Genomic DNA, 3731 nt, shown 5'->3' on the forward strand with positions numbered 1-3731 from the left:
AGATCGTTGGAAAGTTCATCAACGTTATCGTGGAGGATGGCAAGAAGGCAATAGCCGAAAAGATATGCTATGGAGCCTTTGACATAATGAAGGGCAAAACCGGCGAAGACCCGCTTAAGGTGTTTAAGACTGCCATAGAAAATGCCAAACCGCAGATTGAAGTCAAACCGCGGCGCGTCGGTGGAGCAACCTACCAGGTGCCCGTTGAGATCAGACCACAGAGGCGTTTGGCCCTGGCCTTTCGATGGATAAGAAACTATGCCCGCAACAGAAATGAAAAGACCATGATGCAGCGCCTTGCCGGAGAGCTGCTGGATGCCTTTAACAATGTCGGTTCGTCCATAAAGAAAAAGGAAGACACCCATAAGATGGCGGATGCAAACAAGGCATTTGCACACTATAGGTGGTAGGATAATATGGCCGATATTCGATTTCCACTGGACAAAACACGTAACATAGGTATCATGGCCCACATAGATGCCGGTAAGACAACGACAACAGAACGGATACTGTATTACACGGGAGTGACCTACAAGATAGGCGAGGTCCATGATGGCACGGCCGTGATGGATTGGATGCCCCAGGAGCAGGAGCGGGGGATAACAATCACATCGGCGGCTACTACGTGTTTTTGGAAGGACAACCGGATAAATATCATCGATACGCCCGGACACGTTGACTTTACCATAGAGGTGGAGCGTTCCCTGAGAGTGCTCGATGCCGCCGTGATGGTAATAGATGTGGTGTCGGGGGTAGAGCCTCAGACGGAGACGGTGTGGCGGCAGGCCGAACGGTATAGCGTGCCAAGAATTGCGTTCTTCAACAAGATGGACAGGGTCGGTGCGGACTTCGTGGCGGCAATGGACTCTATGGTAGAGAAGCTCGGCGCTAAACCGGTGGCGTTACAGATACCCATCGGGGCCGAGGACAAGTTCAGAGGCCCGCTCGATATCGTCAGAATGAAGGCCTACTTCTTTGACGACGAAGCCCTGGGGGCAACGTTTGTAGAGGGCGACATTCCGGAAGATTATCGGCAGACTGCAATGGAGTTCAGAGAAAAACTGATAGAGGCAGTGTCGGAAATAGACGATGCCTTGATGGAAAAATATATAAACGGACAAGAGATTACAGAGGATGAGATCAAGCGTGCAATAAGACAGGGTGTCATAGACATGACGATAACCCCTGTGGTGTGTGGGTCGGCCTTTAAGAACAAGGGCGTGCAGATGCTGTTGGATGCCGTTGTTGATTATCTGCCCTCTCCACTGGACATACCCGCGATTAAGGGTATTGTACCTGGCACCGAGGATACGATTGAACGTTCGGCCAATGACGATGCACCGTTTTCGGCACTTGCGTTTAAGATCATGACCGATCCGTTTGTCGGCCAACTGACCTTTATACGTGTGTATTCAGGTGTGCTCAACGCCGGCTCTTACACCTACAACTCCACCAAGGACAAAAAGGAACGCATCGGCAGACTGCTGCGGATGCACGCCAGTAAACGGGAGGAGATCAACAGTGTACGAGCGGGTGACATCGGAGCGGTGGTCGGTCTGAAGTATACGCTGACGGGAGATACCCTCTGTGATGAGAAAAATACGGTGATCTTAGAGTCCATCCAGTTCCCGGACCCCGTGATATCCGTGGCAATAGAGCCAAAGACAAAGGATGACCGCGACAGGCTGTTCCTCTCCCTCAACAAGCTGACGCAGGAGGACCCGTCGTTTAAGGTCGCCTTCAACGAGGAGACCGGTCAGACGTTGATATCGGGCATGGGTGAGCTGCACCTGGAGATAATAGTTGACCGCCTGCTGCGTGAGTTCAAGGTCGGTGCAAACGTAGGGAAACCACAGGTTGCCTACCGCGAAACGATCAAGTCCAGCGCCGAGGCCGAGGGCAAGTACATCAGACAGACCGGCGGCAGGGGCCAGTACGGACACGTGGAAATAAAGTTGGAACCCCTGGAGCGTGGCAAGGGGTTTGAGTTTGAAAATAAGATAGTTGGGGGTATTGTCCCCAGGGAGTATATCCCCGCCATTGAGGCCGGGATGAGAGAGGCATTAAGTTCGGGTGTTGTTGCCGGTTATCCGGTGGTGGACATGAAGGCAACGCTCGTCTATGGCTCCTACCACGAGGTGGATTCGTCGGAGATGGCCTTTAAGATAGCCGGCTCCATGGCGCTAAAGGAAGCCGCACGGAAGGCACATCCCGTCCTGCTTGAACCGATCATGGACGTCGAAATCGTGACCCCGGAAGACTACATGGGGGATGTAATCGGCGATATCAACTCAAGGCGTGGACGTGTCCACTCGATGACCAAGCGCGGCAATGCCCAGGTCATAGATACCACGGTACCGCTTGCCGAAATGTTTGGCTATGCCACGGTGCTCCGGTCCAAGACCCAGGGCAGGGCAAGCTACACCATGCAACTGGCACAGTACGAAGAACTCCCCAAGGCCGCTCAGGACGAAATCGTGAAAAAGGTCAAGGGTGGATAGTAAGGCGTGGAGGTAGTGTTTTGTGAGGATTCTCCGATGTCCGTAAAAAATATACACGAATAGCGGAGCGGGAAATAAAAAAATATTGACATCGATGTGTTTTCTGTGATACACTAGCTTCTTCGTTCAGAAATCTTTCGTAAGAGCGAACAATGGAAAAAAACAGAAAGAGCTTAAGTTGATAAACTATTGCCTGTATGAGCTATAGAGATTAAGTAAAAAAACAAGGAGGGATGATATGGCAAAGGCCAAGTTTGAAAGGACTAAACCGCACGTGAACATCGGGACGATTGGTCACGTGGACCATGGCAAGACAACGCTGACGGCAGCGATAACCAAGGTGCTTGCAATCAAGGGCCAGGCCAAGTTTACGGCCTACGATCAGATAGACAACGCCCCGGAGGAAAAGGCCAGGGGTATCACAATAGCCACGGCACACGTGGAGTACGAAACAAGCAAGCGACACTATGCACACGTGGACTGTCCCGGACATGCCGACTATGTCAAGAACATGATAACCGGAGCGGCTCAGATGGATGGTGCCATCCTTGTGGTGAGTGCGGCCGATGGCCCGATGCCTCAGACGAGGGAACACATACTGTTGGCCAGACAGGTGGGCGTGCCCTACATCGTGGTGTTTATGAATAAGGTCGATATGGTGGATGACCCCGAACTCTTAGACCTGGTTGAACTTGAGGTCAGAGAGCTGCTCAGTAAGTACCAGTTCCCCGGCGATGATATCCCCATAGTCAAGGGCAGCGGTCTGAAGGCGCTTGAGAGCATCAGCACCGACAATGACGCAGCCGAATACAAGTGTATCCATGACCTGATGGACGCCGTGGACGCCTACATACCCGAACCACAGAGGGCGCTGGATAAGCCGTTTCTGATGCCCATCGAAGACGTGTTCTCCATCAGCGGACGTGGCACGGTTGTCACGGGCAGGATCGAGCGCGGTATAATCAAGGTCGGCGAAGAAATAGAGATCGTTGGCATCAGCACAACCAGAAAGTCGGTTGTTACCGGAGTGGAGATGTTCAGAAAGCTCCTCGATGAAGGACGCGCCGGTGATAACGTAGGAACGCTGTTGCGCGGTGTTGGCAAGGAAGAGGTCGAAAGGGGCCAGGTGTTGGCCAAGCCAGGTAGCATAACGCCTCACACGAAGTTCAGGGCAGAGGCCTACGTGCTGACAAAGGAAGAGGGCGGACGCCATACCCCGTTCTTTAAGGG

The 3731-nt window shown here is 52.6% G+C and carries 3 protein-coding genes; all 3 read left to right on the forward strand.

Features of this window, described 5'->3' with window-relative positions; genetic code table 11:
• Nucleotides 1-410 (forward strand): 30S ribosomal protein S7 (gene rpsG, locus HWQ67_RS14300; RefSeq protein WP_218253365.1); only part of this gene is annotated, 410 nt, incomplete at its 5' end.
• 6 nt (nucleotides 411-416) lie between these two features.
• Nucleotides 417-2501 (forward strand): elongation factor G, encoded by a 2085-nt coding sequence (gene fusA / locus HWQ67_RS14305; protein ID WP_218253366.1) that lies wholly within the window; start codon nucleotides 417-419, stop codon nucleotides 2499-2501.
• A 238-nt stretch (nucleotides 2502-2739) separates the two neighbouring features.
• On the forward strand, nucleotides 2740-3731 hold a 992-nt coding region (gene tuf / locus HWQ67_RS14310), incomplete at its 3' end, for an elongation factor Tu (RefSeq protein WP_218253367.1).

The organism is Candidatus Magnetobacterium casense (assembly GCF_019173545.1).
Taxonomy (GTDB): domain Bacteria; phylum Nitrospirota; class Thermodesulfovibrionia; order Thermodesulfovibrionales; family Magnetobacteriaceae; genus Magnetobacterium; species Magnetobacterium cryptolimnobacter.